Raw genomic sequence first — 25,193 nt, 5'->3', positions numbered from 1 at the left:
GCTGATCCTAGCGCCGCGCGCGGTGGGTGATCAGGGCCTTGGCGTCGGCCAGCGCCGTCTTGATATCCTTGTTTTGCGCCAGCACGCTTTCCAGTTCCATGTTGACGATGTCGCGCGCCACGGCGTCAAACTTGTCGACGCGGATGACGGGAATTTTCGCTGCCGTGTCGCGCGCCAGCAAGCGCGTCTTCTGGCCGCCGAAATACGGCTGCGGCTCGTCCATCATGGGGTCCGCATACGCCGCCTTGAGGGCGGGAAAGGCGCCGATTTCTTTGAGCGAATGCAGCTGGATATCCTTGTTCACGGTCATGAACTTGATGAATTCCCACGCCTGCGCCTTGTTCGCCGCCTTTTTCGGGATGCCGTAGAAGGAGCCGCCATACGATGCCAGCGCGCCGGCCGGCAGGTTCGCCGCGCGCCACTGGCCGGAGGAAGCCGGCGCCAGCCACTTGGCCAGGTGGCCGCTGAGCCACGATCCCATCATCTGGCTGGCGACCTTGTCGCGCTTGAAGCCTTCAGCCCACTCGCCCGTCCAGGCCACGGTGCGCGCATCGATGCCGGCCACGCGCGCCGCCTTGGCCAGTTCGAACGCTTTCACGAAGCGGGGCGAGTCGACCAGCACTTGCCCCTTGTCGCCAAAATAAATGCCTTCGCCGTCTTTCAGGTTGGCGCGGATAACGATGTCGGCCAGGTCGCTGGCGCCGGCCAGCAGATAGGTGCCCGTGGCCGCCTTGAGCTTCTTGCCGGCGGCAATGTACGACTCCCACGACTGCGTCAGGTCGGCCTCCTTGATGCCCGCCTTGTCCATCAAGTCCTTGCGATAGAACAGGGTGCCCGGTCCCAGATCGGCCGGCATGGCGCCCAGGGTGCCGCGCGAACTGGTGGCCTGCACAAAGGTGAACGGCACGAACTGAGCGCGGTACTGCCCGGCCCCGTAAGGCGCCTGCAGCAAGTCTTCCATACCCTTCGATTCGGCGAAACTGCCGACATAGCGGAAGTCGATGGCCATCACGTCAGGCAGGCGCGCACCGGCCGCCAGCGCCGTCGTCATCGAGTTATGGTGGTCATCGATCTGCAGGCTGACCAGCTTGACCTTCACTTGCGGGTACAGCTTTTCCCACAGGGGCAAGGCCGTCTTGACGGCGCGGTCCAGGTCGGGGAACGAGGCGACGGTCAGCGTGGCGGGGGCCAGCGCCTGCAGGGCTGCAGCCGGCGGGACGGCGGTGGGCACGGCGGCCACGCCAAAGGCCAGGGTCAGCGCTGCCAGCGGGGCCGCGACAAGAATGCTTGACTTCATTATTTCATCTCCGTTTATTGAGCGTCTTCTATCTTGAAAACGTTTTCACACCATGACTCCATTTAACACCGCAAAGAAATGCAAGTCAACCGAAAAAGTTGTCATTTTTATTGAGACCAGCGTGGCGAGATGGGCCCCGTGGCGCGTGTTCTACTATGAGAAAGGAGAAAATACAGGCTGCCAAGCTGGCTGTTGTTTTTTATGAAAACGTTTTCACACATACCTCGGGTTAGCGGGGCCGCCGAGGTGCGCCAGCGCGTAAGCCGACGTGCATGGCCAACAATATGTCGGCTTGCGTCCCTTGGGCTAAGCCGACCTACGGCCCCGGTGGGCATTTATGGTAATCTTTCGATGAAAAGGTTTTCAGAGCACCGACAACCAGCCATCTTGATACCCAGGAATCACCTTGAACGATAGCGACAATAGCGTCCACGCTGCTCCCCCTTCCACGCTGCTCGACGTGGCCCGCCAGGCTGGCGTCTCGCCCAGCACCGTCTCGCGCATCCTGAACGGCACGGCCAGGGTCTCCGACGACAAACGCGACGCCGTGCTGGCGGCCATCGCGCACATGAAATTCGCGCCGAACCAGATGGCGCAGGGCTTGAAAAAGGGCCGCTCGATGACCATCGGCATCGTGGTGCAGGATATTTCCAGCCCCTTCTTCGACGAAAGCCTGCGCGGCGTGGACGACGGCTTGAAAGACACGGGCTATGCGTCCGTCATCGTCAGCGGGCACTGGAATGCGCAGGAAGAGGCCGATCGCATCCGTTTGCTGTTGGCGAGGAAGGTCGACGGCATCATCCTGCTGTCGGGGCGCATCTCGGACCAGAGCGTGCTAGATTTCTCGCAGCAGCGGCCCATCGTTTCGACGGGCCGCGCGCTGGCGACCAAGAGCGCCATCGGCTTCAAGCTCGACAACGAATACGGCGCCTACCTGGCCGTGCGTCACCTGGTGGAACTGGGCCACCGCCGCATCGCCTTTGTGGCCGGCCCGGCCAACAATACGGATGCGGCCGAGCGCCTGACGGGCTACCAGCGCGCCCTGCGCGAAGCGGATATCGCCATCGACCCGAAACTGATGGTGGAAGGCGATTTCCACGAAGCAAGCGGCATGCTGGCCATGAACCATCTGTTCGATACGCAGCAACAATTCAGCGCCGTCTTCGCCGCCAACGATCTGTCCGCCTATGGCGTGCGCCTGTGCCTGTACCGCAAGGGCATCCGCGTGCCCGACGATATCTCGCTCGTCGGTTTCGATGACTTGCCCGGCTCGTCCTACACGACGCCGCCACTGACGACCATCCACCAGCCCCTGTACGACATCGGCCGCATCGCCACCGAAGCGCTGCTGGGCCTGATCAATGGCGAGGCCGTGCAGGCGGCCATTCCGCCGCTGGAATTGATCGTGCGCGAGACCACCCGCCGCATCCGCTGAAGCTTGCGGCTGGGAACTTTTCCGCCCGATTCAGGCTAAACGAGAATCACTACGCCACCAACATCCGCGACGCATGCGGGAATCTGCAGCAATGGCGCATCCGCTTTACAATAGTGGCTCGATCAGCAAGAATGCTTAGTTCAAGCACGCAGGCTCAACCCTCCGGCCCCGGGCCGGAAGACTCCGAACACTCACCACAAAGGGACATCACATGGAACATACTCTGCCACCACTGCCGTATGAAATGGACGCTCTGGCGCCGCATATTTCGAAAGAAACCCTGGAATACCACTATGCCAAGCATCACCAGGCGTATGTCACCAACTTGAACAACCTGATCAAGGGCACCGAGTTCGAGAACCTGTCGCTGGAAGAGATCATCAAGAAATCGTCGGGCGGCATTTTCAACAATGCAGCGCAAGTATGGAACCACACCTTCTACTGGAACGGCATGAAGCCGGCCGGCGGCGGCGCGCCTACCGGTGCCGTGGCTGACGCGATCAACGCCAAATGGTCGTCGTTCGACAAGTTCAAGGAAGAATTCACCAAGTCGTGCGTGGGCAACTTCGGTTCGGGCTGGACCTGGCTGGTGCAAAAAGCCGACGGCTCCGTCGACATCGTCAACACCTCGAACGCCGGCTGCCCGCTGACCACCGGCGACAAGCCACTGCTGACCTGCGACGTCTGGGAACACGCTTACTATATCGATTACCGCAACCTGCGCGCCAAGTACGTGGAAACGTTCTGGGGCCTGGTCAACTGGGAATTCGTTGCCAAGAACTTCGCTTAAACGCGTTTTTCTTGTCAACGTCAACGACATTTTGACATAAAAATATGACATGAAAATTGTCATATTTTCCCAAAGGAAGTTTTTACTGAAAGGTAATAACTTCCTTTTTTACATGTGAACGCATGATCCACATCAACGCGTGACGCTGGCCAAGTTGGCGCACCTGGCCAGCAGACCAATCCCCTCCTTCTGGCACTGCTCATGCAAATGGCAGCGGGACGATATGTTCGGAATTTACGAAACATTTACGTGCCCGACTAAGCAATTTACATTTTGCTTACGCATGCCCCGCTACACTTTCTCATTTGCAACAAAAGCATTTGGCCATCCGGGCCGAAGCAAGCCAGTGGCAACGGGCTGCCGCGCCAGAACCTTCCCTACCTTCCATGTCCGCACCGCAGCACATTAAAAATGAACACTTTTTCCAACAATGGCTGATCCACGCCATGGTGCTGTCCGCACTGGCCGGCTTCATTGCATTCACCCAGTACGAGGAATATCACCGGATCGATACTCAGGAACACGAGCGACTGACGATGCAGGCGGAGATCGTGGAGAAAAATTTAACGCCGCAATTGAATTTGACCAAGCGGGTGATCGACAGTGTCATCGATGAACTAGCGGCTTGGCAAGCGCAAGGCGACCACCTGCGGCGGGCAAATCACTCGCTCAAGGTGATCAACAATGCGCTGATCGGCATCCGTCCCATCCTGGTCATTGATCCTGAAGGGCGTGTGGTGGCCGGCAGCGACACCGGCATGGCCGGCGAAAATTTTCACCAAAACGATTGCTTCCAGAAAGCCATGCGGCTCGCCGATCCGCGATTGCTGCACGTTAGCGCGCCGCCCGGCAACACCGGCGCTCCCGGCGCGATCAGCCTGTGCCGCCGCATAAGCGGGTTTCAAGGCGGCTTTGGCGGCATAGTCATGGTCAGCCTGGCGCCGGCATACTTCTCCGACCTGCTCGATTCGGTGCGTTATGCACGCGATGTCCATAGCTCGATCTCACGCGAAGACGGCCAGTTATACATGGTTTCGTCACGCCAGAGCGGCACCCAAACGCCTGGACTACTGCCCGGCATGGCGCATGGCACCAAAAAGAAACGCATGGTCGCCGAGCGCCAGGTGCCATCGAGCGCGGCTATCTTCGGGACGACGCTACGCATCGCCGTCAGCCGCGATACCGAGGTCTTGTTCGCGCCATGGCGCCACAGCTTGTATGTGCAAAGCGTACTATTCGGTTTGGTCGCCATATTCAGCACGCTCGGGCTACTGATCATACAAAAACGGCACCGGCTGCGACGGGTAGAGCGTAAGAAGACAGAGAAGCAAATACAGCAACTGGCCTTCTTCGATCAACTCACCAAGCTGCCAAACCGCATCTTGCTGCTGGATCGCCTGAAGCAGGCAATGAAGACCAGTCTACGCAGCGGCAACTATGGCGCGGTACTGTTCATCGATCTCGACAACTTTAAGACGCTCAATGATACCCTCGGGCACGACATGGGCGACTTGTTGCTCAATCAAGTCGCGCGGCGCCTGGTCGGGTGCGTACGCGCGGGCGACACCGTGGCCCGCCTGGGGGGCGATGAGTTCGTCGTCATGCTAACGGACCTGCATGTGAATGCGGAACAGGCGGCGGCACAGGTCGACATCGTCGGCAACAAGATACTGCATGAATTGAGCCAGACCTACTGGCTCAACCAGCTTACCCATCGCAGCACGTCGAGTATAGGCGCTACCCTATTCATGGGTAATCTGACGAGCATCGACGATCTGCTCAAGCAGGCGGACCTGGCCATGTACAAATCCAAGGCGGTGGGACGCAATGCCTTGCGCTTCTTCGATCCCGCCATGGAGATAGCCATGCTCGAACGGGCCGCGCTGGAAACGGACTTGCGCGACGCCGTTCTATGCCACCAGTTGATACTCCATTACCAGCCTCAAATCGACCACGATGGACGCGTTACCGGAGTCGAAGCACTGGTGCGCTGGCAACATCCGATACGCGGACTGGTGTCGCCGGGCGACTTCATTCCCTTGGCCGAAGAAATCGGCGTGATCTTGCCGCTGGGGCAATGGGTGCTTGAAACGGCCTGCGCGCAATTGGTCGCCTGGGCCGGGTGCCCCGACATGCGCCATCTGACCATCGCGGTCAACGTCAGCGTGCGCCAGTTCAACCAAGACGATTTTGTCGATCAGGTGCTGTTCGCCCTGGCCTGCAGCGGTGCCGATCCACATCGTCTCAAGCTGGAGCTGACCGAGAGCCTGCTGGTGTCCGACGTCGGTGGCGTGATTGCAAAGATGTCCTCGATCAAAGGGCACGGCGTCGGTTTTTCGCTCGACGATTTTGGCACAGGATATTCCTCGTTGGCCTATCTCAAGCGACTGCCGCTGGATCAGTTAAAGATAGACAAGTCTTTTGTCCGCGACGTGATCCATGATCCTAGCGATGCATCGATCGCCAAAACCATCATCGCCCTGGCGCGTAGCCTGAACATTGCGGTCATTGCGGAGGGCGTCGAGACGCTGGCGCAGCGTGATTTCCTGGCGCGCCATGGCTGCCGCGCCTATCAGGGATACTTCTTCAGCCAGCCATTGACACTACCGGACCTGGAAAAATTTGTGCAGAGCCGTTGTCTGACTGCGGCAACGGCGCCGTTGTAGTCGCGTAGGATCGCATCCGCGACTGCGCCAGTTCCGCTTGCCTGAACAGCAAATTATGAGCTGAAGCGTCCATTCGGCAGCGCAGCGCGCCATGCCCGGGGTTCAAGCATCGGCGATGCTGACATGCGATGGCAAAAGGGCGGCCGCGTAGCGCCGCCACGGCCGCGCCAGCGCCTTGCCTGCGCCGCCCTGCAATTGTGCCGCCAGGAAGCCGCGCGCATAGGCGGCCTGGGGCAGCAGGTCCGGCTGCATTTCAGCCAGCGCCCGCAGCAAACCATCCGCTACCTCGTTATCGTTGCGCCACCCCAACTCGTCCTGCAAGACGGACAGCCATTTCACGTAGGACTTGACCTCGTCCGCGTCATATAGCGAGGCAAAAAATTCAGTGGCATAACGGGCTTTCTTGGCCGCGATGCGCACCCGGTGGCGTGCCGGCGGCGCCAGCCGCAGCAAGTATTTTCCGCGTGTTAACAAACGGCGCTGGCTGCGCAGCAAGGCCTGGCGCGCAAAGCGGGGCACACGCACATCGAGCCGGCGCCGCTGCCGGGAAGTGATGGTGTCGCGCCAACCGGCGGCCTGCAGCCAGCGGGTCAAGGACAGGAACAGACGCGTGGCCCGCGGCGACGCGACGGCCCGCCCAGCCTGCCCATGATAGTCTTGTGCCAGCACCCTGGCGGCCTGCTGCAGCGGCGCCAGGCAGCCCTCGCCTTCCTCCAGCCGGGCCAGCGTGTCGCCGGCCAGCACATCCCAGTCGCGCGCCGCGCTCAGCGCCTGCGCCAGCCAGTCGAGTTCGCGCCGCAGTTCATCGGGCAGCGCCAGCAAGGCCTTGAACATCTGCAAGGCCGAACGCAGTCGCCGCAAGCCCACGCGCATCTGGTGCAGGCTTTCCACATCGCCGGCCGTCACGCCCGCCTGGTTATCCAGCATGTGCTGCAGGCAATGCGTGGCGATGGCCTGGAATGCCTGCTGCGCCGTCATGAAAGCATCAAGCGCCAGCGCCGGCGCCTTGACTGCTGCCAGCGGCATGCCGGCCGCCAGCCGGTAACCGCGCTCGGCCTTGCTCATCTGGCCGACCTGCAAGGGCAGGTCTTGCAGCAGCGCCAGCGCCAGCTCGAACAGGCTGTCCGCGCGCCCCGCCTTCAATTCCAGTTCCACTTCGCTGATGGCAATGCTGTGTTCGCCGCTAATGATGCTCCCCTGGTCCAGCACGCATTCGATGGCATCGCCCTGGGGCAGACGCAATTGCCAGACGCTACGCTCGATGCGGGTGCTGAACACGGGCCGCAAGCCATCGCGGATCTCGGGCTCGCGCAGCAGCGCGCGCCAGGGATTCTTGCCGCGCATGCGCTTGCGCAAGGCATCCAGGTCAGGTTCCGGGCCATCGACCGGCCCCTCCCATTCATTGCGGCTATGCAAGCCCCCGGCGATCGTGCCGCCCGCCTTCATGGTTTGTATCCAGTCGTCATCCACCCGGCGCACGCGCAAGCCCGCCTGCTGGCGACACAAGCGCAAATCGGACGTATCAAAGTAAATATCGTGCATGGACAGCACGACCGGCGCGCCCGTGGCGTACTGCGCCAGCAAGGGGTGACCACGCAAGGCCGGGGCATGCTCGGGGTCCAGCAACAATTTCAGTTCGACTTCCATGGCCTTGCCATCTCAATAAGGGGACATTGCATTGTAAGACGCATCGCCACAACAATGCATGGCGCACGCACGCCCAGCTTGATTTTGCGCGAAAATAAGCGATTCATTCAACCGGGAGATGCCATGACTTACCACGCCGCCGAGAACCGCTACGACAGCATGCCATACCGCAACTGCGGGCGCAGCGGCTTGAAACTGCCCTTGCTGTCCCTGGGCCTGTGGCACAACTTTGGCGACAGCAACAACTTGGCCTCGCAGCGCGACATGCTGCGCACGGCCTTCGACCTGGGCATCACGCATTTCGACCTGGCCAACAACTACGGCCCGCCGTATGGCAGCGCGGAAAGCAATTTTGGCAAGCTGCTGCGCGACGATTTCCTGCCTTACCGCGATGAGCTGATCATTTCCACCAAGGCAGGCTGGGACATGTGGCCAGGCCCGTACGGCCAGGGCGGCGGTTCGCGCAAGTATGTGCTGGCCAGCCTGGACCAGAGCTTGCAGCGCCTGGGCCTGGACTACGTCGACATCTTTTACTCGCACCGCTACGACGCCGACACGCCGCTGGAAGAAACCATGGGCGCGCTGGCCAGCGCCGTGCAGCAGGGCAAGGCGCTGTACGTGGGCCTGTCGTCCTACTCGCCGCAAAAGACGGCCGAGGCGGCAGCGCTGCTGAAAGAGTGGAAAGTGCCGTGCCTGATCCACCAGCCTGCCTACAACATGCTCAACCGCTGGATCGAGGAAGACGGCTTGCTCGATACGCTGCAAGAGCAAGGCATGGGCTGCATCACCTTCACGGCGCTGGCGCAGGGTTTGCTCAGCGACAAGTACCTCGATGGCGTGCCGCAGGATGCACGCGTCAACCGTCCCGGCGGCGGTTCGCTGACGCAGAACCATCTGAGCGCGGAAAACCTGGCCAGGGTACGCGCGCTGAACCAGCTCGCCGCGCAGCGCGGCCAGACTCTGGCGCAGATGGCGCTGGCCTGGGTGCTGCGTGATGCGCGCGTCACCTCGACCCTGATCGGTGCCAGCAGCAGCGCGCAGATCCGCGAAAACGTGGCCGCGCTGCAGCAACTGAGTTTTACGGCCGAGGAACTGGCGGCCATCGACGTGCAGGCGCGTGAAGGTCATATCAATCTGTGGGAAGGCCCGTCGCGGGCCGTGTAAGGCGTTCAGGGCGGCGCTGGCGGCGATATTGGCGGTGGCAACAGGGCCAGCAATTCCTGCGCCACTTGCCGGCGCCGTTCGGGCGTGGCGAACACGCCCACATCCACCTGCGCGCCGCCAACGCCGAACTCATGGATGTGTATCAACTGACGCGGCCAGTGCGGCACCGCGACGCGCGTGCGCCATGGGGAAAAGTGGTGGCGCCGGCAGTGGCCGGCGCTGACCTGTTCGACGATAAGCTCGCCGTCGCGCAGGGCGATATGTTCATAGTCGCGCGCATGGCGCAGGTAACACAGCAGGGCGAGGGCCACCAGGCCAAGTTCGGCGAACGAAAAGACGAGAATGGTCCAGAGCCCGCGCAGCGCAAAGGCGGCGGCGATCGCCAGGGAAAACAGGCATAGCAAACCATAGGCGCGCAGCAACTGGCGCGCCGTCAAGGCACTGCGGCGCGCGAGCAGCCATTGCGGCTGCTCGCGCGAGTGATCGCGTGGCATGGCACCTCCCGCACTATCGTTCCATCACCGTATCACCGCAGCGGCCCTCGCGGCGCCGGCCAAGTTCAGCCATATCGCGCCCGGCTCAGGCGCCCATCCGCACCAGCGCATGGCCCACATGCTGCCACCAGTGGTCGCGCGACCTGACTTGCTTCAGGCAAGACGCGTCGATTTCCGCAGGGAACACACGGTCTTGGCAAGCCTTCGTTGCCAGGGCGTAGCGCTGGTTTTCCGCCGCCGCCAGCGCCACGACCAGCCAGAACGCCAGCGCCAGCAACACCACCAGCAAACTCCAGGCCAGGTGATTGGTGTTACTTTTTTCGCCAAAAAACTCGCGTGGCCGCGTCTCGCGGTACATCAACATCAAGTCTTTTTCTTTCTCTTCCGACATCTGCGTTTGCATCCTCTGACATCCTATCGTGTGCCGGCCGGCTGGCCATGGCGACGCGTACGCCGCCTTGCCCGCATTTTACGCTGATGGCGCAGGAGAAACAGTAATTCGTGGCGGCAATTCGCCACCACCCGGCATCAGGGACGCGGCACCGGCGCCTGCCCAGCGCGCGGTGCGTCCTCGCTATCCTCTGCCGGCGCCACGGGCACCAGGCGCTCCACATGATGGACGTCGATGTCGCCGCCATCGGGTGCCGCGTTGTGGGGCTCCACCCCGGCCCGCTCGCCCGTGCCGGCCGCATCGCTGTCATTATCGAGCTCTTCCGCATCCTGGCCAGGCACGCCCTGCATGTCGCTGCCGCTGTCGGAACTGTCGCTAGGCCCCAGCGCGCCCTTGCCATGGCCGCTGCCCAGTACGCGGTCGGGCGTGACGGGCAAATTATCCGGATCGAGTGTGCTGCTGCTCATGGCGATCTCCCATTCATAAAAAACCAGCTTACTCCCCTGGCTTGGCCAGCGGCGCACGTCTGCACGGCATTTTCTGCAGGGAAAATGCGGCATCGCACAAATATTTTCAGAATTTACTTCACAAATGTACTATTCATTGCTATAGTTAATTCAAGTAAGCATCTTCTCATCCAGAAACTGCTTCATCGGCGGCACGGCGCCCACCAGCGCCCTGCCGCCGAACCGACCGGTACGTGGCGAGCCGGCCCATCCACCCAGCCATCATGCACATATTGGAGTCTTATCATGCAAGCCAAATCACTCATCGCAGCATTGTTTGCCATCACCACCGCTACCTCGGCTTTCGCACAAAGCGCCGCCCCAGCCGCCACCAGCCAGCAACTGACGCGCGCCGACGTCACGGCCGAATACATCCGTGCCCGCAACGCCGGCGAAATTGCCACCAGCGAAGTCGACTACCCGAAAACGCCGGCCACCGCCGCCAGCAAGGTGACGCGCGAACAAGTCATGGCCGAGTTCTACGCCGCCCGCAAGGCTGGCCTGATCCCGCAAACGGAAGCGGACTTCGATGTCGCGCAAACCACCAAGCACGTCGTGAAATAAGAAACCAGTCAGCCGGTTTCAGTAGTCAGTAAAACACCTCAGTTGCGGCGCAGCATACCGGGCCACTCCCGGCGCTCACCGCGGCGAGCTGTGATGCTCCAGCAACACCCCCCACACTATCGCCCCCGGAGTCCCTGCATGTCTCTGCACCGCCGTTTGCTTGCCGCCAGCCTGATCCTTGCCTTGAGCGCTTGCGCCGACATGGGCCATATCGCGCCGCAATCGGCCATGCTCGACGCCAATGTCCTGCAAGCGAGCAAGGCTATGGATGCCGCCGCCAGTGCCGTCATACAATGGCCGCGCACGCAATGGTGGCAAGACTTGCATGACCCCCAATTGAACCGCTTGATGGAGCAGGCGCTGGCCGACAGCCCCACCCTGCGCGGCACCCAGGCGCGCGTGCGCCAGGCCGAGGCGCTGGCAGGCGCGTTTGAAGACAAGACCCGCCCGCAGGCGGACGCAAATGTCTCCATCAACCGCGAACTGTATTCGCAGCACGGCAGCACGCCGGCGCCGCTGGCCGGCAATTACGCCTGGCGCAATCAGGCCAGCGTGACGGCTTCGTACGACCTGGACCTGTGGGGCCGCAACCGCGCCGCCCTGTCCGCCGCCCTGGGCGACGTGCAGATGGCCTCTGCCGAATCGCAGATGGCCCGCCTGGCCCTGGAAACGGCGCTGGTGCGCACCTACATCCAGCTGTCGTATGAATTCCAGCTGCAGGATGTGATCGAATGCAGCCTGGCGCAGCGCGCCCGCATCCTCGACATCACGCGCCAGCGCAAGGCGGCCGGCATCGGTACCGACATTGACGTGGCGCAAATCGAAACCACCTTGCCGGCGGGCCGCCGCCAGCTGGAACAGTCGGCCGAGTCACTGGCCCTGCTGCGCAACCAGCTGGCAGCCCTGGCGGGCAAGGGGCCGGCAGCCGGTGCGGCGCTCACGCGCCCCGTGCTGCGCCTGGACCAGCCGCTGGCCATCCCGCAAGCGCTGCCCGCCGACCTGATCGGCCGCCGGCCCGACATCGCCGCCCAGCGCTGGCGCGTGGAAGCGGCGGCCCAGCGCATCGACGCAGCCAAGGCCGAGTTTTACCCGAACGTCAACCTGGTGGCCTTTGCCGGCTTTCAGGCCTTCGGCTTCAGCCATTTTCTCGATGCCAATTCGCAGGTGCGCGGCGCCTCGCCCGCGCTGAGCCTGCCCATCTTTGCCGGCGCCCGCCTGCGCGCCCAGCTGGGCAGCCAGACGGCCGTGTACGACGGCGCCGTGGAGCAGTACAACGCCACCGTCATCAGTGCCATGTCCGACGTGGCCAACGCCGTCACCCGCGCCCAGTCGCTGGCCAGGCAGCACCAGCTCACCGTGCAGGCGCTGGCCACGGCGCAGCGTGCGCGCGACCTGGCGGAAAAGGCTTACCAGGCGGGCATGAGCGACGCCATCGCCATGCTCAACACGCAAGTGGCGCTGCTGGCGGAAGAACAACAGCAGGCGCAAAATGGCGCGCGCGAACTGGATCTGTACGTTTCCTTGATGAATGCATTAGGAGGCGGCATCTAGTGTTGCAATCCTGGTATTGCACTAGCTCAACAAGATACAATCGGAACTTTATTCACACATGAAGGAATATGACATGACCGCTTTTGACGCCACCTCCAAGCGGCTGCAAAACATCCGCACGCGCATGCCAGGCTTCCCCATGGAACTGATGCGCCTGTTGCGCATGACGTACCACATTCAAAAAGGCATGAAGGATCTGACCAATGCGGCGCTGAAAAAACACGACCTGGTCGATGCCAGCTACATGGTGCTCGCCGTGCTGTACGGCACGGACGACGAAACCTCGAACGCCTGCACCCTGGGCATGGCGTGTCATGAAAAGCCGGCCAACCTGACGCGCGTGTGCAACGACCTGGAAACGCGCGGCCTGATCCACCGCGGCACGCGCCCCGGCGACCGCCGCTCCGTGATGATCTCGCTGACCGACAAGGGCCGCGCCCTGATCGAAACGGCGCTACCCGACGTGTACCAGGAAACCTCGGCCCTGTACGAAGGCTTTACGGAAGAAGAGCTGCAAGTGCTCGACAAGCTGTACATGCGCCAGCTGCGCAACCTCAACAATCTTCAGCACCAGAACTGATAGCCTATCGATGACGCCAGCCACAGCAACAACATTCACGCAAGGCCCCCTGTCCCGGGCGGCCCACTGGCTGGCGCTGGCGCTGCAGGACTGGCGCACGACGGAAGGCGAACGCTGGATCTACGTCGGCAAGACCCTGATCGCCGCGTTCTGCGCCCTGTGGCTGGCCTACCGGCTGGGACTCGATTCGCCCAGCACGGCGATGACCACCACCATCATCCTGGCCCTGCCCAGCAGCGGCATGGTGCTGGAAAAAAGCTTTTACCGCCTTTGCGGCACCCTGCTGGGATGCACGGCAGCGCTGACCCTGATCGGCCTGTTCCCGCAGCAGCCGGTGCTGCTGTTCGCCGGCCTGGCCCTGTGGGTGGGCCTGTGCACGAGCGGCTCGGCCCTGCGCCGCAACGCCCAGTCGTATGTGTATGTGCTGGCTGGCTACACGGCCTGCATGATCGTCTTGCCCGCCATCGAGCAGCCGATGCAGGTGTTCGCGCTGGCCGTCACGCGCGTGGCTGAAGTGAGCCTGGGCATCATCTGCTCGGCAGCCGTGTCCAGCGTGCTGCTGCCGCGCCACCAGGGCACGCAGGTGATGCGCACGGTGCAGGCGCGTTACGGCAAATTCCTCACCTTTTGCCAGGACGTGCTGCAGCAAAAACTCACGCCGGCGCAGGTGGAACTGACGCATTTGCAGTTTGCCGCCGACGTGGCGGCGTTGGAACTGGGCCGCTCGGCCGCCCTGTTTGAAGTCACCAGCAAGGTGAGCCACGTGCGCGCGCAAAACCGCAAGCTGCACGCCTTCAACGCCACCTTCATGACGGCGCTGACCACCTTCTATACCTTCCACCGCTTGTTCGACCGCCTGCAGCGCGATGGCGAGACCCAGGTTATGCAAGCCTGCGCGCCCCTGTACGCCATCGTCGCCGAAGCGCTGCAAGCGACGCCTTCGCAAGACTCGCTCGACACCATGCAGCGGCATTTGCAAACGGCCTTGGCGCAGGCGCGCACGGACATCGATAGCGCGACCATCGTACATGCGCAGCGCATCGATTTCGACACCGTGTGCGAACTGCTGGAACGCTTCGCGCGCGACGTGAGCCGCTTTCACGAAGTGTATTTCAGCCTGGCGCACGACACGCCTTTGGCCATCAGCACGCCGCAGGCGTATGCGCCGAAGACGCCGCCCGCGCTGGTGATCGCCAGCGGCGCGCGCGCGGCCATCAGCCTGGCCCTGCTGGCCGTGGGCGCCTACTTCCTGGCCTGGCCCTATGCCAGCACGGCGGTGTTGATGGCGGCCGTGTTCTGCGCGCTGGCCTCGTCCTCGCCGCGCCCCATCCTGATGATCCGGCAAGTGCTGGCGGGTTTTTTGATCGCCATGCCGCTGTCGCTGGTGTGCGTGTATTTCGTGCTGGTGCACGGCGACGGCTTCCCCATGCTGGTACTCAGTTTTGCGCCGTTCCTGGCCGTGGGCCTGTACCTGATGACGAATCCCGCCAAGCTGGGCGTGGGCCTGGGCGTGTCGACCTTCATCACACAGATGGCGCCGACGAATCTGATGCATGTCGACGGCGCCGCTTTTCTCAACACGGGCATGGCGCTGATCGTGGGACTGATGCTGGCCGCCCTCGTGTTTGCCGTGCTGCTGCCCGAGCACACCATGGGGCACAAGGACCATATCGGCCCGGCCCTGTGGCGCGAAGCGCTGCATGCGTGCACGGCGCCGGCACGGTGCGTAAAACACCGTTTCGACAACCGCGTGCGCGACCTGCTCAGCCAGCTCAACGCGGCGGCCGGCCCGGCGCCGGGTGTCGCCACGCGCGCCGTCGTGCGCCAGGCCCTGACCCTGCTGGAAATCGGCCACTCCGTGATCGAATTGCGCGAACTGATCACCAGTTCCTCCGGCAACAGCCCCGCGCGCGACGCCTTGCAGCGCTGCGTGGACAGCATCGCCGCCTGGCTGCGCACGCGCAGCGACACGGCACTGCAGGCGGCGCTGGCGGCCACCCTGCAGGCGGGCGCCGTGGTGCGCTCGGCCCAAGCCGCCAGCGACACGGCGCCTGAACGGGACGTGCGTCTGCAGACGGCGCTGGTCGACCTGCATTCGATCTACACCTCATTACTCGACAACATGGCGCCTGACGCCGGAGACCATCATGCCGCGTGAATTCGCCCTGTTCGGAATTCTGATTCCCACCCTGCTGCCCCTGTTCATCCTCAGCATCGGCCTGCAAACCCTGCTCGACCGCGTGCTGGGCTGGCTGGGCGTGTACCGCATGGTGTGGCACCCGTCGCTGGCGCGGCTGTGCATCTTCATCGCCATCTTTGGCGCTCTGGCTTTATCGCTGTACCAATAACGCTCAAATAAAAAAAATGTTCAATCTGATCAAGGAAAGGCTACCGACATGGTAAGCAAACTGACCCGCTATGCCATCACCGTGCTGCTCCTGGCCGCGGCCCTCTGGATAGGCAAGACCGTCTGGGACCGTTACATGGAGTCGCCGTGGACGCGCGACGGGCGCATCAAGGCCGATATCGTCAATATCAGCGCCGACGTGGCCGGCACCGTCACGGACGTGCTGGTGCGCGACAATCAGGTGGTGAAAAAGGGCGATATCCTGTTCATCGTCGACAAGGAACGCTATGCCAGCGCGCTGGCGCAGGCCGACGCCGTGCTGGCCGCGCAAAGGACGGAGCAGGGACGCCGCGGCAAGGAAGCGCAGCGCCGCGCCAATCTCGACGCCAGCATCATCTCCACGGAAAGCCGCGAAAGCGCGGCGTTTGCCGCCAGCTCGGCCTCGTCGCAAGTGCAGGCGGCGCTGGCCGCCCGCGCGCTGGCCCAATTGAACCTGGAACGCACCACCGTGCGTGCCCCCGTCAGCGGCTACGTGACGAACCTGAACGTGCACAAGGGCGATTTCGCCGCCGTCGGTGCGGCCAAGCTGGCCGTCATCGACAGCGCCTCGTATTATGTCGTCGGCTATTTCGAAGAAACCAAGCTGGGCATGCTGGCGCAGGACGACAAGGCGGAAATGAATCTGATGAGCGGCGGCACCCTGCATGGCCATATCGAAAGCATCGCACGCGGCATCACCGACCGCGACGCCGCCACGGGCCGCGAATTGCTGGCCGACGTCAATCCCACCTTCAACTGGGTGCGCCTGGCGCAGCGCGTGCCCGTGCGCATCCACATCGACAAGCAGCCGAAGGGACAATTGCTGGTGGCCGGCACCACCTGCACCGTGGTGATCACGCCCAAGATCACGCCCCATTCAGCGCCGACCAGGGCCGCGCCAGCCGCACCGCACAAGGTCTAACGGCCGCCGGCCACGTCGAGGATGCTGCCCGTCACATAGCTCGCTCCTGGCCCCAGCAGGTACAGGATGGCGGCGGCGATTTCGTCCGGCTGGCCGCCGCGCTGCATGGGCACGCCGGGCGCCAGGCGCGCCACCCGTCCTGGCTCGCCACCCGAAGCGTGGATGTCCGTGTAGATGATGCCGGGCCGCACGCCGTTGACGCGGATGCCTTCGGCCGCCACTTCTTTTGCCAGCCCGAGGGTAAGCGTATCGACAGCGCCTTTCGAGGCTGCGTAGTCGATGTATTCGCCCGGAGAGCCGATGCGCGCGGCCACCGACGAGACATTCACGATGCGCCCGCCCTGCCCGCCGTTTAGCGTCGACATGCGCCGCACCGCTTGCTGGCAGCACAGAAAATAACTGATCACGTTGGTACGCAGCACGCGTTCCAGGCGCTGCACGGAAATGTCGGCCAGCCGGCATTTCTGTTCCAGCACGCCCACGTTGTTGACCAGCGCCGTGAGCGTTCCCAGGCGCGCGTCGACTTCGTCAAACAGACGCGCCACGTCGGCTTCATCGGCCACGTCAGCCTGCACGGCGATGGCTTCGCCGCCGCCAGCCACGATACGCGCGCACAGTTCGTCGGCCGCCTGCGCATCGCGCACATAGTTGACGCAGACGGCATAGCCCTGGCGCGCCGCCAGCAAGGCAGTCGCCGCACCGATGCCGCGGCTGCTGCCGGTAATCAGTATCACTTCCTTCATCGTCCCTCCTCGATGGTTGTGAGCCCATCATACCCGCAACCTGTAGACGTAAAAAAGCCCGCACAACAAAGCGGGCAGTTTTACCGAGCCATCCCTCATCGTCACAACGCTGGAGAAAATCGTAGCGAGCGGCAGTGATTTGTGGCCGAGAAGCGCAACCGTATTTTAGTACGGTGAGCATCGCCGGCCGCAAAGCGCGACGCGCAGTAGATTTTATCCGGCGTTCTATGGCCTGAAGTGCGTCATGGCATAGCCAAGATGCTGCCACCAGTGCGCGCGCGACTGCACGGACGCCAGGCATTTCGCGTCGACCTCGTTCTTGAACGCAGGGTCCACGCAAGCCTTGGTGACCAGCGCATTGCGCTGGTTTTCCACATTGACGACGGCAATCGCCAGCCAGGCCACGAGGGCGAGGGCCAGCGCGCACAAGGTCCAGGGCAACTGTTTCATGGCGCTCTGCGCTTACTTCTTCGCTGGCGCGGGAGCGCGCTCTTTCAGGGTGCGCGCCACCAGTTCATCCATCACGCGCAGGGTCGCTGCCTGAGTTTGCGGCTCGGACTGCCCCGGACGCGACAACTGCGCCGGCGAGGTCACGAAGCGACCGTCGATGACGATGGTCGGCGCACTGTCGATCTTGCTGGCAGTGATCAGCTGCTCGTTGCGCTTCAGCTTGGTCTGTACGCCGAAGGAATTGAACATGTCCAGGTATTTGGCCTTGTCGATGCCGTTCTTCACCAACAGGTCGAGGATGGCGTCATCGCGGTTCAGGCGGTTACGTTCGACGTGAATGGCGCGGAAGATCTTGTCGTGGAACTGCTCCAGCTGGCCCATCGCTTCCAATGTGGCATAGGCGTGCGCCTGCGGGTCTTTCGGACCGGAGAAGGCCAGGTGGATGCGGCGGAAGGCGATCTTGTCGCCCTGCTTCTTGACCCAGTCGTGCATCAGCGGATCGAGCGCATAGCAATGCGGGCAGGAATACATGAAGTACTCCACCACTTCCACCTTCTTGCCCGTGTCCGTGCGCACTGGCGTGGAGAGCGTGGTAAAGCCGGTATCGGCCGCCATGGCGCCGCCGGTGGCTGCCACCAAGGTGACGGCGGCGAGCAGGGGACGCAAGAAACGCAGAAAACGCATATTAATCCTTCATCATAAAGTGGTCGTGAACGGGGCGAGATTACCACTTTTTGTGCCGGACGATGAAGCCCGGGCGGAAAAAAGCCGTGTTTATCGCCCCGCTTTGCGCCCGCTTAAGCCGCATTTAAGCCCCGCTGCGCTCGCACCTCAAAAATGGTAGCGCGCCGACACGCGCAGCTGGCGCGCATCCTTGAGGTAAATGCTCGAGCGGCAGCCCGGCGCATCGCCGTAATGGCGGCGGTTGGCCAGGTTGCTGCCGGCCAGTTCCAGCTCCCACGCACCCAGCTTGCGCACGTAGCGTCCGTCCAGGGTCGCAAACGCGGGCACTTGCGCCAGGCAGCAGTTGTCGAAATCCCGGCCATAGCGCAGCGCGCGCAGCCATTGCACCCCCACGTCGGCACTGGCGCCGGCCTGCCCCGTCCAGTACAGGTGCAGGCTGGCCAGGGTCTTGGGCACGAGAGCGATATCCGGGCCATCGTAGGCATAATCATCGTAGCGCGCATGCACTTGCCGCAGCTGAGCGTCGAGGCGCCAGTCACGCGCCAGTGCCATGCTGGCCTCGATGGCGATGCCGTCGCGGCGCGAAGGGTCGAGGTTGCCCGCAAAGCCCAGCTGGCCCAGGCTTTGGTCGAAGACAATCTGGTTGCTCAGGCGCTCGCTGAAGACGCGCACGGAAGCGCTGCGCGCCGCATCGCCGAAGGTGGCGCCCACTTCCGTTTCTCGCCGCAGCTGTCCCGCCAGGGGCCGGTAGCCGGCGCGGGTATAGCCATCATCATCGATGCGGTAGCTGCGCGCGGCCTTGGCGTACACGCTCAGCTGCGGGCGCAATTGCAGGCTGCCCTGCAGATCCCAGGCATTCTGGTTTTCCCAGTCGCTGCCGCCGGCGGGCATGTCGGCAGGATCGAGCTGGAACTGTTCATGCCGCAGCCCCAGCAGCAGGCGCGGCGCATACGCGCCGCCGAAAGCCAGCTCCTCGCGCAGCAACAGCGCGCGCGAATACTGGCGGCGCTGCCCATCGCCATCGCGGCCCGAGCGCCGCTGCCACTGCATCAGGTCCAGGCCCACTTCCGTATCCGTGCCCACGCCGCCCACCTTGCCGTAATGGCGCACGCGGGGCGCCAGTTGCCGGCGGCGGCTGCTGTACCGCGATTCGCTGCTGCCCTCCTCGCCCGCATAGTAAGCCGTGGCATGCTTTTCCCGCTGCGACAGCTCCACACCCAGCTCGAACTTGCCCACATAGCGCTGCACAAAGGCGCTGGCGCGCCGCACTTCATAGCGGTACAGGTCTTCCGGGCGGACCGCCAGCAGGGCCAGGAACGGCGCCTCGGGTGCGCGATAGCGGGTGTCCTGCCTCAACTGGTCGGCGCTGAAGCCGAAGCGGCCCTGGCGCACCTTCCATTCCGCGCCGCCGTTGAAGCCGCGCTGGTGAAACACGCTGCCATCGCGGTAATTGCCATTGCGTAGCCCGTCGATGGCCATATCGAGCGTCATGCCGCCCTGCTCGCGCGACAAGGCGCCACGCGCGCTGTGCTGGCCGCCCTGCGCCAGCTCGGTGGACAAGTCGCCATGCGTGACGCCGGCCGCGCCGCCATCCACGCTGTCCTGCGCGCACGCCGGCATGGCCAAAGCGCACAGCAGCAAGGCGCGCGTGGCGATGGTCAGGGCGGGAGGGGCAGGCATCATGGCGGCAGGCTGGAGGCGTCACCGCGGCGCGAACGCGCGCTGGTGGAACGGAGCGATGGCAAAAGCGAATCATTATACGCACGGCGCGCGGCACCGCAACAGCCGGCGGGGCTGCTTACACAATTCATTGCTTATTTGTAATTTTTACGGGTATATTAACGAGCGCCCGGCGATCCTGGGCGCAGCCGACTGCATTTAAAAATCAACAATAAGAAGTCACTGTGGGAGTCACGCATGGAAAGTCGTAGCACACCGCGCCAGGGGCCACCAAGTCCCCGCGGCACGCGCCGCAGCATTGGTTTTTTCCCCATCTCGGGCAAGCTCAAGGCCCTTTCCATCACCGCCCTGCTGCTGGCCGGCCTTGCCCTGCAGGCCGACCTGTTCGCCCAGCCGGGCCAAGGCAAGCCGGCCAGCGCGCCCATGCCGCTGGCGCCATCCGCTGACGGCATCGCCCTGGCTTCGCCGCACGCGTCCGCCGTCAGCACGCCCAGCGCCAGCAACGCCTGGGGCGGTGCGCGCACGGGCGCGCAAGCGACCCTGTCGGACCGCGTCGTCGACTACCGGATCGAAGCGACGCTCGATCCCGTCAAGCACACCATAGCTGGCCAGCAGAAACTACGCTGGCGCAACCGCAGCGCGCAAGCCATCAGCAGCGTCTACCTGCACCTGTACCTGAATGCGTTTGAAGGCGAACATTCGACCTTCTTCACCGAAAAGCGCAAGCTCGATACGGGCTTCCGCTCGGGCGTCGACACGCGCGACGGCGAGTGGGGCTACATCGAACTGCGCAGCATGACGCAGAACGGCGCCAAGGCGCCCTGGCATTTCGTCCAGCCCGACAACGGTCCGTCCACCGACCGCACGGTCGTGCGCGTCGACTTGCCGCAGGCCGTCGCACCGGGCGCCGAGACGACGCTCGACATCCGCTTCTTCGACCAGCTGCCGCGCGTCATCGCGCGCACCGGCTATTTCGGCAGCTTCCACCTGGTGGGCCAGTGGTTTCCGAAGATCGCCGTGCTGGAACTGCCCGGCGAACGGGGTGCCACCGCGCCGCGCTGGAATGCGCATGAATTCCACCTCAATTCGGAGTTCTACGCCGATTTCGGCAACTACGACGTGAAGCTGACCGTGCCCAAGGAATACACGGTGGGCGCCACGGGCGAGCTGCAGGGCGCGCCGCAGGAAAAGAACGGCATGCTCACGCATCACTACGTGCAGGGCGACGTGCACGATTTCGCCTGGACGGCCGACAAGCGCAGCGCGCCGCCACTGACGGGCAGCTGGAGCGGCCCTGGCAGCCCGCCCGTGGCCATCAAGGTGCTGTACCCGCCCGAATACGCATCGAACGCGGCGCCGGCGCTGCAGGCAGCCAAGGACTCGCTCACCTATTTCTCGCGCACCCTGGGCCCGTATCCGTACAAGACGCTGACGGTGGTGATTCCGCCGTTTAATGCGGCCGAAGCGGGCGGCATGGAATACCCGACCTTCATCACCGCCTCGGGCTACGCCAAGCTGCAGCCGAAGACCATTCCCGAATTCGGCCTCGATTTCGTCACCATCCATGAATTCGGGCATGGCTATTTCTACGGCATCCTGGCCTCGAACGAGTTCGAGGAACCCGTCCTCGACGAAGGCTTGAACGAGTACTGGGACCAGCGCATGCTGCGCGCGCGCGGCCAGGATATCCACGCCACCACGCCGCTGCTCAAGCGCCTGGGCTTTGATCCCGTCTTCAAGGTCTTTGAATTCGAGCGCATGGCCGCACCGCGCCAGGATGCGGCCGACCCGCTGGGACAGAATGCCTGGAACCGCCTGCCGGGCGTGGGGCCTGTCTACAGCCGCACGGCCGTCACCCTGCGCGACTTGGAAGCGCGCATCGGCAGCGAGGCCATGGAACGGGGCTTCAAGGCGTATTACGAACAGTGGAAATTCCGCCACCCCAGCGTAGCCGACCTGCGCGAAGCGCTGGCCGAGGCGACGGGCCAGCGGCGCATCGTGGAGCAAGTCTTCGCGCAGCAAGTCTATGCCAGCGCGAACATCGACGACCGCATCGGCAGCTTCAGCAGCGAAGAGCAGACGCCGCTGGCCGGCATGGCGCTGATTGATGGCAAGCGCGTGGAACACACGGCCGACACGCTGGAAAAAGAGGAGAAAAAAGTGCGCAAGGCGTGGGACAAGGCGCACCCGGACGCCAAACCCGGCACGGGACCGTATCCGTATCTGACCAGCGTGGTGCTGCGTCGCCGCGGCGCGCCCGTGCCGCAGGTGCTGCTGGTGAAATTTGCCGATGGCACGTCCGAGCGCGTGGTGTGGGATAACGACCAGCTGTGGCAGCGCTACACTTGGAGCAAGCCCGTGAAGGCCGTCTCGGCCGAGCTGGACCCCGACCGCGTGCATTACCTCGACGTCAACAAGCTCGATGACAGCCGCACGCTGAAGGCCGACACGTCCGCTGCACGGCGCTGGAGCCTCGACCTCGCCGCCGCCTTCCAATACCTCCTTTCTCTGATTGCCATCGTATGAGCGCCACTTCCACGACACGGGCCAGCGGCCTGACCCTGACCACGCGCGCCAGCCGCGCCGCCCTGCAATGGCGCTTGCTGCTGCTGTGGGCGGGCCTGCTGCTGATCCCCGCCATCGTCGCCGCCATTCCCCTCTGGCGCACCTTGAGCGCCAGCCTGGATCAGGCCGTGCATGCGGCGGCCCTGGCGCACAAGCTCGACCTGATGACCCTGGCCGACCTGATGGCCAATACGGGGCGCAACGGCGCCGCCATCAGCCAAGCCGCCATCGCCGGCATCGTCCTGACTCTGCTGCTTTCACCACTGCTAAGCGGCCTGGTGGTGACGGCCGCGCGCGCTCCTGCGCCACTGGGCTTCGGTCCCCTGCTGACGGGCGCCTTCAGCGAATATGGCCGCATGCTGCGCATGTTGCTGTGGAGCATCGTGCCACTGGGCATGGCGCTGGCCATCGGCGCCGGCGCGCTGACACTGGCCGAGAAGCACGCGGCCAAGGCCATCCTGGAAGCCGAGGCCGACCTGGCCCGTCAACTGGCCTTGCTGGCGACGGGCTTGCTGTTCCTGCTGGCCTGCGCAACGCTCGACGCGGGCCGCGCAGCGCTGGCCGTCGACCGGCGCCGCACCTCGGCCGTCAAGGCCTGGTGGCGGGGCCTCGGCATGCTGCGCCGGCGGCCGCTGGCCTGCCTGGCCATCTACCTCGTCATCACTGTGCTGGGACTGGCGTTGTATGCGCTGCTGGGCGTGGCGCGCCTGAATCTGGCCGCGCCCGGTCCACTGGCCATCGTGGGCGGCTTGCTGGTGACGCAGCTGGCGGCGCTGGTGCTGGCGTGGATGCGCAGCGCGCGCCTGTTCGCGCTGATCGACGTCAAGCGCTCGCTGGCGTAGTTACGTCCCCAGGCGCCCTTCATCGGCCAGGAAGTCGATAAAGGTGCGCACTTTCGACGACAGGTAGCGGCGGCTGGTGTAGACGGCGTACACCTTGCCGCCCGCCAGCTGGTAGCCGTCGAAGAGACGCACCAGCCGCCCCGCCGCCAGGTCCGCATCCGTTTGCCACGATGGCAACAGGGCGATGCCCATGCCATCAAGCGCGGCCGCGTGCAGCAGGCTTTCGTTATTACATTGCAGCACGGGTGTAAACTTCACCGTCTCGCGTCCCTGCGGGCCGTCGAAGGCCAGTTCATTGCCGTTCGATAACAAGGAATAGCTGATCATGGCGTGCAGCGCCAGGTCTTGCGGCAGGTGCGGCTGGCCCGCGCGCGCCAGGTAGGCGGGCGCGGCCACCAAGTGAAAGGCGATGCTGCCGATGGGCCGCGCGATCAGGGTCGGCGATGGCGCCTGGCTCACGCGCAAGGCCAGGTCAAAACCCTCTTCCACCAGGTTAACCACGCGCCCGCTCAAGTCGATGTCGAACGTGACTTCCGGAAAGCGTTCGCGGTAAGCGGCCAGGGTGCGCGTAAAGATGGCGTTGGCGAACCAGACGGGGGCGCTCAGGCGCAGCATGCCGCGCGGCACCACCGTCGTGCGGCCCACGGTCGCTTCCACCTCGTCGAGATTGTCGAGCATGTCGCGGCACTGTTCAAAATATACCTTGCCGATTTCCGTCAGGCTCAGGTGACGGCTGCTGCGGTTCAGCAGCCGCGCGCCCAAGTGGCGCTCCAGGTGCATCACATGCTTGCTGACCATGGCGGGCGACAGATCCAGGCGCTCGCTGGCGCGCACAAAACTGTCCAGTTCCACCACGGCGCGAAACACGCGCATGCTGCGCAAGGTATCCATGACCACCCCATCATCAACAAAATAGAAATGATATATCAATAATTACGATCTTGATCAACTGACCGCACATGACTATCATCGATAGCATCAGCCATTCCCTCAGGAGCCGCCATGCAAGAGCACACCTTCCCCACCTATTTCCTGTCGCACGGCGGCGGCCCGTGGCCGTTCATGAAGGACCAGTTCGGCGACCGCTACGACGCGCTCGAAGCGTCGTTGCAGGATATCCCGCACCAGGTCGGTGCGCGGCCGACAGCAGTGCTGGTGATCACGGCACACTGGGAAGGGCCGCAATTTCTCGTCTCGGCCAGCCCGCAGCCGGGCATGATCTACGATTATTCGGGCTTTCCGCCGCACACCTACCAGATCCAGTACCCGGCGCCCGGCGCACCGGCACTGGCGGCGCAAGTAAAACAATTGCTCGATGCAGCCGGCCATCCGGCGCGCCTCGACCACGAGCGGGGCTTCGACCACGGCACCTTCAGCGCCTTGTTCCCCATCTACCCGCAGGCGGACGTGCCGCTGGTGCAATTGTCGCTGAAACACGGCTACGATCCGCTCACGCACGTCGAAGTGGGCCGCGCGCTGGCCAGCTTGCGCCGGCAAGGCGTGCTGATACTGGGTAGTGGCCTCAGTTACCATAACCTGCGCCAGTTCGGCCAGGCGGGCGCCGTTTCTTCGCAGCAGTTCGATGCCTGGCTGCGCCAGGCGATGGCCTTGCCGCCGGCACACAGGCTGGCGCAATTGCTGGCCTGGGACCAGGCACCGGGCGCACGCCAGGCCCATCCGCAGGAAGATCATCTGCTGCCGCTGATGGTGGCGCTGGGCGCGGCCGAGCAGGAAGCGGCGCACGTGGTGTATCACGAGGACGATTTCTTTGGCGCCCTGGCAGTGACAAGTTTCAGGTTTGGAGAAGGCGCCGCCGCATAAAAAAAGCGCCGCGAC

22 protein-coding genes and 1 pseudogene are annotated in these 25,193 nt (G+C 63.7%); 13 read left to right on the top strand and 10 right to left on the bottom strand.

Annotation, left to right across the window (positions count from 1 at the left end; all coding sequences use genetic code 11):
* Positions 1-7 precede the first annotated feature (7 nt).
* The gene (locus tag ACP7DE_RS14500) at positions 8-1,297 is read right to left on the bottom strand and encodes an extracellular solute-binding protein (protein ID WP_426072753.1); all 1,290 of its coding nucleotides are present in this window, start codon (positions 1,295-1,297) and stop codon (positions 8-10) included.
* Positions 1,298-1,703: 406 nt separating this feature from the next.
* Between ACP7DE_RS14500 and ACP7DE_RS14495 the strand changes: the two genes are divergently transcribed.
* From ACP7DE_RS14495 to ACP7DE_RS14485, 3 genes and pseudogenes are all read left to right on the top strand, one after another.
* The gene (locus tag ACP7DE_RS14495) at positions 1,704-2,732 is read left to right on the top strand and encodes a LacI family DNA-binding transcriptional regulator (protein ID WP_426072752.1); all 1,029 of its coding nucleotides are present in this window, start codon (positions 1,704-1,706) and stop codon (positions 2,730-2,732) included.
* Between the two features lie 211 nt (positions 2,733-2,943).
* Positions 2,944-3,522 (top strand): superoxide dismutase [Fe], encoded by a 579-nt coding sequence (gene sodB / locus ACP7DE_RS14490; protein ID WP_071078930.1) that lies wholly within the window; start codon positions 2,944-2,946, stop codon positions 3,520-3,522.
* A gap of 1,307 nt (positions 3,523-4,829) precedes the next feature.
* Positions 4,830-6,188, top strand: a pseudogene (locus ACP7DE_RS14485) (putative bifunctional diguanylate cyclase/phosphodiesterase); the annotation flags it as partial.
* A 102-nt stretch (positions 6,189-6,290) separates the two neighbouring features.
* Here ACP7DE_RS14485 and ACP7DE_RS14480 read toward each other — a convergent pair.
* On the bottom strand, positions 6,291-7,835 hold the full coding sequence (locus tag ACP7DE_RS14480; protein ID WP_426072751.1) for a CHAD domain-containing protein: 1,545 nt from the start codon (positions 7,833-7,835) through the stop codon (positions 6,291-6,293).
* A 123-nt stretch (positions 7,836-7,958) separates the two neighbouring features.
* Between ACP7DE_RS14480 and mgrA the strand changes: the two genes are divergently transcribed.
* Positions 7,959-8,999, top strand: coding sequence for an L-glyceraldehyde 3-phosphate reductase (gene mgrA, locus ACP7DE_RS14475; RefSeq protein ID WP_426072750.1), 1,041 nt, complete (start codon positions 7,959-7,961; stop codon positions 8,997-8,999).
* 5 nt (positions 9,000-9,004) lie between these two features.
* Here mgrA and ACP7DE_RS14470 read toward each other — a convergent pair whose 3' ends face one another.
* From ACP7DE_RS14470 to ACP7DE_RS14460, 3 genes are all read right to left on the bottom strand, one after another.
* Complete coding sequence (locus tag ACP7DE_RS14470; RefSeq protein WP_426072749.1) at positions 9,005-9,493, bottom strand: DUF2244 domain-containing protein; 489 nt, start codon at positions 9,491-9,493, stop codon at positions 9,005-9,007.
* 85 nt (positions 9,494-9,578) lie between these two features.
* A complete protein-coding gene (locus ACP7DE_RS14465; RefSeq protein ID WP_426072748.1) occupies positions 9,579-9,896 on the bottom strand; it encodes a hypothetical protein in 318 nt (105 codons plus the stop codon).
* 125 nt (positions 9,897-10,021) lie between these two features.
* The gene (locus tag ACP7DE_RS14460) at positions 10,022-10,351 is read right to left on the bottom strand and encodes a hypothetical protein (RefSeq protein ID WP_426072747.1); all 330 of its coding nucleotides are present in this window, start codon (positions 10,349-10,351) and stop codon (positions 10,022-10,024) included.
* Positions 10,352-10,636: 285 nt separating this feature from the next.
* Between ACP7DE_RS14460 and ACP7DE_RS14455 the strand changes: the two genes are divergently transcribed.
* The 6 genes from ACP7DE_RS14455 (at position 10,637) to ACP7DE_RS14430 (ending at position 16,393) form a co-directional block, all read left to right on the top strand.
* Positions 10,637-10,954 (top strand): DUF4148 domain-containing protein, encoded by a 318-nt coding sequence (locus tag ACP7DE_RS14455; protein ID WP_426072746.1) that lies wholly within the window; start codon positions 10,637-10,639, stop codon positions 10,952-10,954.
* 138 nt (positions 10,955-11,092) lie between these two features.
* A complete protein-coding gene (locus tag ACP7DE_RS14450) occupies positions 11,093-12,505 on the top strand; it encodes an efflux transporter outer membrane subunit (protein ID WP_426072745.1) in 1,413 nt (470 codons plus the stop codon).
* 73 nt (positions 12,506-12,578) lie between these two features.
* A complete protein-coding gene (locus ACP7DE_RS14445) occupies positions 12,579-13,085 on the top strand; it encodes a MarR family winged helix-turn-helix transcriptional regulator (protein ID WP_426072744.1) in 507 nt (168 codons plus the stop codon).
* A 10-nt stretch (positions 13,086-13,095) separates the two neighbouring features.
* Positions 13,096-15,243 carry an FUSC family protein gene (locus tag ACP7DE_RS14440; RefSeq protein ID WP_426072743.1) on the top strand — a complete coding sequence of 716 codons (2,148 nt, stop codon included), beginning with the start codon at positions 13,096-13,098 and terminating at the stop codon, positions 15,241-15,243.
* The gene (locus ACP7DE_RS14435) at positions 15,233-15,433 is read left to right on the top strand and encodes a DUF1656 domain-containing protein (RefSeq protein WP_101484274.1); all 201 of its coding nucleotides are present in this window, start codon (positions 15,233-15,235) and stop codon (positions 15,431-15,433) included. Before ACP7DE_RS14440 ends, ACP7DE_RS14435 begins: the two co-directional genes overlap by 11 nt.
* A gap of 48 nt (positions 15,434-15,481) precedes the next feature.
* On the top strand, positions 15,482-16,393 hold the full coding sequence (locus tag ACP7DE_RS14430; protein WP_426072742.1) for an efflux RND transporter periplasmic adaptor subunit: 912 nt from the start codon (positions 15,482-15,484) through the stop codon (positions 16,391-16,393).
* Here the strand turns inward: ACP7DE_RS14430 and ACP7DE_RS14425 are convergent.
* From ACP7DE_RS14425 to ACP7DE_RS14410, 4 genes are all read right to left on the bottom strand, one after another.
* Entirely contained in the window at positions 16,390-17,136 is a 747-nt protein-coding gene (locus ACP7DE_RS14425; RefSeq protein ID WP_426072741.1) for an SDR family oxidoreductase, read from the bottom strand. The genes ACP7DE_RS14430 and ACP7DE_RS14425 overlap by 4 nt on opposite strands.
* Before the next feature lie 225 nt (positions 17,137-17,361).
* Entirely contained in the window at positions 17,362-17,586 is a 225-nt protein-coding gene (locus ACP7DE_RS14420) for a hypothetical protein (RefSeq protein WP_426072740.1), read from the bottom strand.
* Between the two features lie 12 nt (positions 17,587-17,598).
* Positions 17,599-18,270 carry a thiol:disulfide interchange protein DsbA/DsbL gene (locus ACP7DE_RS14415; protein ID WP_426072739.1) on the bottom strand — a complete coding sequence of 224 codons (672 nt, stop codon included), beginning with the start codon at positions 18,268-18,270 and terminating at the stop codon, positions 17,599-17,601.
* 147 nt (positions 18,271-18,417) lie between these two features.
* A complete protein-coding gene (locus tag ACP7DE_RS14410) occupies positions 18,418-19,953 on the bottom strand; it encodes a TonB-dependent receptor domain-containing protein (protein ID WP_426072738.1) in 1,536 nt (511 codons plus the stop codon).
* Positions 19,954-20,187: 234 nt separating this feature from the next.
* On the opposite strand from ACP7DE_RS14410, the gene ACP7DE_RS14405 reads away from it, so the two are divergent.
* Entirely contained in the window at positions 20,188-22,476 is a 2,289-nt protein-coding gene (locus ACP7DE_RS14405; RefSeq protein ID WP_426072737.1) for a M1 family metallopeptidase, read from the top strand.
* Complete coding sequence (locus tag ACP7DE_RS14400) at positions 22,473-23,357, top strand: hypothetical protein (protein ID WP_426072736.1); 885 nt, start codon at positions 22,473-22,475, stop codon at positions 23,355-23,357. Before ACP7DE_RS14405 ends, ACP7DE_RS14400 begins: the two co-directional genes overlap by 4 nt.
* On the opposite strand, the gene ACP7DE_RS14395 is transcribed toward ACP7DE_RS14400, so the two are convergent.
* Complete coding sequence (locus tag ACP7DE_RS14395) at positions 23,358-24,248, bottom strand: LysR family transcriptional regulator (RefSeq protein WP_426072735.1); 891 nt, start codon at positions 24,246-24,248, stop codon at positions 23,358-23,360.
* Between the two features lie 111 nt (positions 24,249-24,359).
* Here ACP7DE_RS14395 and ACP7DE_RS14390 point away from each other — a divergent pair, with 111 nt between their 5' ends.
* Positions 24,360-25,178: a DODA-type extradiol aromatic ring-opening family dioxygenase gene (locus tag ACP7DE_RS14390; protein WP_426072734.1), complete on the top strand. Its 819-nt coding sequence runs from the start codon at positions 24,360-24,362 to the stop codon at positions 25,176-25,178.
* Positions 25,179-25,193: the final 15 nt, after the last annotated feature.

Origin of the sequence: Janthinobacterium sp. DSP2-3-3 (assembly GCF_049897325.1) — a bacterium.
In the GTDB taxonomy this organism is placed as follows: domain Bacteria; phylum Pseudomonadota; class Gammaproteobacteria; order Burkholderiales; family Burkholderiaceae_D; genus Janthinobacterium.
The sequence above is the reverse complement of the archived record's forward strand: the minus strand, read 5'-3'. Positions and strand labels throughout refer to the sequence as shown.

What these genes read in the sequence shown, in the direction of transcription:
- ACP7DE_RS14500 (WP_426072753.1), bottom strand. Translation starts at nt 1,297, where the DNA reads ATGAAGTCAAGCATTCTTGTCGCGGCCCCGCTGGCAGCGCTGACCCTG.
- sodB (WP_071078930.1), top strand. Translation starts at nt 2,944, where the DNA reads ATGGAACATACTCTGCCACCACTGCCGTATGAAATGGACGCTCTGGCG.
- ACP7DE_RS14480 (WP_426072751.1), bottom strand. Translation starts at nt 7,835, where the DNA reads ATGGAAGTCGAACTGAAATTGTTGCTGGACCCCGAGCATGCCCCGGCC.
- mgrA (WP_426072750.1), top strand. Translation starts at nt 7,959, where the DNA reads ATGACTTACCACGCCGCCGAGAACCGCTACGACAGCATGCCATACCGC.
- ACP7DE_RS14470 (WP_426072749.1), bottom strand. Translation starts at nt 9,493, where the DNA reads ATGCCACGCGATCACTCGCGCGAGCAGCCGCAATGGCTGCTCGCGCGC.
- ACP7DE_RS14465 (WP_426072748.1), bottom strand. Translation starts at nt 9,896, where the DNA reads ATGCAAACGCAGATGTCGGAAGAGAAAGAAAAAGACTTGATGTTGATG.
- ACP7DE_RS14460 (WP_426072747.1), bottom strand. Translation starts at nt 10,351, where the DNA reads ATGAGCAGCAGCACACTCGATCCGGATAATTTGCCCGTCACGCCCGAC.
- ACP7DE_RS14455 (WP_426072746.1), top strand. Translation starts at nt 10,637, where the DNA reads ATGCAAGCCAAATCACTCATCGCAGCATTGTTTGCCATCACCACCGCT.
- ACP7DE_RS14450 (WP_426072745.1), top strand. Translation starts at nt 11,093, where the DNA reads ATGTCTCTGCACCGCCGTTTGCTTGCCGCCAGCCTGATCCTTGCCTTG.
- ACP7DE_RS14445 (WP_426072744.1), top strand. Translation starts at nt 12,579, where the DNA reads ATGACCGCTTTTGACGCCACCTCCAAGCGGCTGCAAAACATCCGCACG.
- ACP7DE_RS14440 (WP_426072743.1), top strand. Translation starts at nt 13,096, where the DNA reads ATGACGCCAGCCACAGCAACAACATTCACGCAAGGCCCCCTGTCCCGG.
- ACP7DE_RS14435 (WP_101484274.1), top strand. Translation starts at nt 15,233, where the DNA reads ATGCCGCGTGAATTCGCCCTGTTCGGAATTCTGATTCCCACCCTGCTG.
- ACP7DE_RS14430 (WP_426072742.1), top strand. Translation starts at nt 15,482, where the DNA reads ATGGTAAGCAAACTGACCCGCTATGCCATCACCGTGCTGCTCCTGGCC.
- ACP7DE_RS14425 (WP_426072741.1), bottom strand. Translation starts at nt 17,136, where the DNA reads ATGAAGGAAGTGATACTGATTACCGGCAGCAGCCGCGGCATCGGTGCG.
- ACP7DE_RS14420 (WP_426072740.1), bottom strand. Translation starts at nt 17,586, where the DNA reads ATGAAACAGTTGCCCTGGACCTTGTGCGCGCTGGCCCTCGCCCTCGTG.
- ACP7DE_RS14415 (WP_426072739.1), bottom strand. Translation starts at nt 18,270, where the DNA reads ATGCGTTTTCTGCGTTTCTTGCGTCCCCTGCTCGCCGCCGTCACCTTG.
- ACP7DE_RS14410 (WP_426072738.1), bottom strand. Translation starts at nt 19,953, where the DNA reads ATGATGCCTGCCCCTCCCGCCCTGACCATCGCCACGCGCGCCTTGCTG.
- ACP7DE_RS14405 (WP_426072737.1), top strand. Translation starts at nt 20,188, where the DNA reads ATGGAAAGTCGTAGCACACCGCGCCAGGGGCCACCAAGTCCCCGCGGC.
- ACP7DE_RS14400 (WP_426072736.1), top strand. Translation starts at nt 22,473, where the DNA reads ATGAGCGCCACTTCCACGACACGGGCCAGCGGCCTGACCCTGACCACG.
- ACP7DE_RS14395 (WP_426072735.1), bottom strand. Translation starts at nt 24,248, where the DNA reads ATGGATACCTTGCGCAGCATGCGCGTGTTTCGCGCCGTGGTGGAACTG.
- ACP7DE_RS14390 (WP_426072734.1), top strand. Translation starts at nt 24,360, where the DNA reads ATGCAAGAGCACACCTTCCCCACCTATTTCCTGTCGCACGGCGGCGGC.